Origin of the sequence: Rhizobium sp. J15 (assembly GCF_002531825.1) — a bacterium.
GTDB lineage: Bacteria > Pseudomonadota > Alphaproteobacteria > Rhizobiales > Rhizobiaceae > Rhizobium.
This window is the reverse complement of sequence record NZ_NWSX01000096.1, coordinates 1-2129: the sequence shown is the minus strand read 5'-3', so window position 1 is coordinate 2129 and position 2129 is coordinate 1. Positions and strand designations below refer to the sequence as shown.

Sequence of the window (2129 nt, the reverse complement as noted above, 5' to 3'; positions counted from 1 at the left end):
TATTCGAGGCAGACGCGGGCGACCCAGTCCGGCTCGATGCCACGCTTGTGGAAGCCGCACTCCATCGACAGGTATCCGTCGAAGCCGGTTTCGGCCAAAGCCTCGATCAGCGCCGGCCAATCGCCCCTGCCCATACCCGGCGGCAGGCGTTCGTTGTCGGAGGCGTGGATATGGACGAGGTCCTTGCCCATGGCATAGGCATAGTCGCTCATCACCTCTTTTTGGGTAATGACATGATGGGCGTCGAACATCAGCTTGACGTTGGCCAGGCCGACATCCTTCATCATGTCGATCGTGTTGTCGCAGGTATTGACGATATTGCTGTCTTCCGGCGTCGGCTCGATGACGATCTCGACGCCGTAATCCTGCGCGAAGGTGGCGATTTCGGTGATTGCAGCCCGTGCCCAATCCCATGCCTGCCGGTAGGTGGTGCCGAAGATGTACCAGCCAGGCAGGCAGATCAGTCGCTTGCCGCCCCAGTCGGCGGTCAGCTTGACCATGTCCTTGTAATGGTCGATCGCCCAAAGCCGCTCTTCGGGAATGGGAGAGGCAACGTTGTTGCCCGGACCGCCACCATGGGCCGGCAGCATTGCTGCCAGCTCCAGGCCATAGTCCTTCAGCATCTGGGCAATATCCTTGCGGCGCTGTGCGCTCAGCGTCGGCGGGAACACATGCGGACTGGCCGCACCGATTTCGATGGCATCATAGCCGATCTTCTTGACCCGCCGCAGCGTTTCCTCAAGCGTATAGGCCGGCAGCCACGTCGGGTTGCTCGCATAGGGCCAGGTGTGCATTGCAAGCTTGATCGTCATCGAACCGCTCCTCAGACAGCCGTCTGCTTGATCTTTTCCCAGGCGCCGGTCTGGCCCGAGACGAGAATGGCATCGGCAATGCGTTCGATCTGAACACCGTCCTTGAAGTCGGGCGACGCCGGCTTGTTTTCGGCAATGGCCTTGAGGAAGTTGTACCATTCGATCGACTTGATATCGATGTAACCCTGCCCCATGCCGGCAACCGGCCAGAGCTTATCGCCGAAGGGCTGGTTCGGACCGGAATAGATCGTGCGGAAGCCAAAGGCGTCGGCCGGATCGTCGGCGAAGGCAACCCGCAGCTCGTTCAGGCGCTGGTAATCAAACGCGATCGATCCGCGCGTTCCATGGATCTCAAAGCCCAGCTGATTGTGATGGCCCCAGGAGTTGCGGGTCACTTCGATCGTGCCGTGCGCGCCGCTTGCGAACTTGATCATCGTCAGCGCCGTATCATCGACGTCGACCTTGCCTTTTTCCGTCGATGCAGCCCCGCTCGGCCCAAAGAAGCGGCCTGCCGGCAAGGGGCGCTCCGGAATGAAGGTCTTGACGATGGCGCTGACCTCTGCGAACTCGCCGACGAGCAGGCGCGCCGCATCGATCACATGCGTGCCGATATCGCCAAGCGTACCCGAACCCGCCAGAGCCTTGTTGAAGCGCCAGGAGAGCGGCTTTTCCGGATCGGCACCCCAGTCCTGCAGGTAATAGCCACGGAATGTCAGAATGTCGCCGATGCGGCCTTCCTCGATCAGCTTCCTGGCCATCTGCAGCGCCGGCGTATGGCGATAGTTATAGGACACCATCGTCACGACGCCGGTCTCGTTGGCTGCAGCAAGCATCGCCTCGGCTTCCTCGACCGTCATCGACATCGGCTTTTCGCACATGATGTGCTTGCCGGCCTTGGCAGCCGCAATGGCAATTTCGGCATGGGTGCTGTTGGGCGTGCAGATGTCGACGATATCGATGTCAGGACGCGAAACGACATCGCGCCAGTCGGTCGCATATTCCGTAAAGCCGTACTGCTTGGCAGCGTTCTGCGCCAATTCCTCGTCGATGTCGACGACCACCTTGCGCTCGATTTCAACAGGAGAACCGAACAGGATCGGCACGACGGCGGTCGCAATCGAGTGCGCCTTCCCCATGAAGCCCGTACCGATCAGCGCAACGTTCAACTTCTTCACCGCAAAAGCCTCCTTATGGCGCGGAACGCGTCCCGCACCTGATCAAACCAGGGACCGGACATCACGCCGGCCCGTCAAGAAACTGTAATGTTAACGTATACAACACGAGAAAAACTCAATGTCAACGATTACATTGGAAATG

2 protein-coding genes are annotated in these 2129 nt (G+C 59.7%); both read right to left on the bottom strand.

All coding sequences use genetic code 11. The features are described from left to right. On the bottom strand, positions 1-812 hold an 812-nt coding region (locus tag CO670_RS32265), incomplete at its 3' end, for a sugar phosphate isomerase/epimerase family protein (RefSeq protein WP_097594063.1). A gap of 11 nt (positions 813-823) precedes the next feature. Next, the gene (locus CO670_RS32260) at positions 824-1987 is read right to left on the bottom strand and encodes a Gfo/Idh/MocA family oxidoreductase (RefSeq protein WP_097594061.1); all 1164 of its coding nucleotides are present in this window, start codon (positions 1985-1987) and stop codon (positions 824-826) included. Positions 1988-2129: the final 142 nt, after the last annotated feature.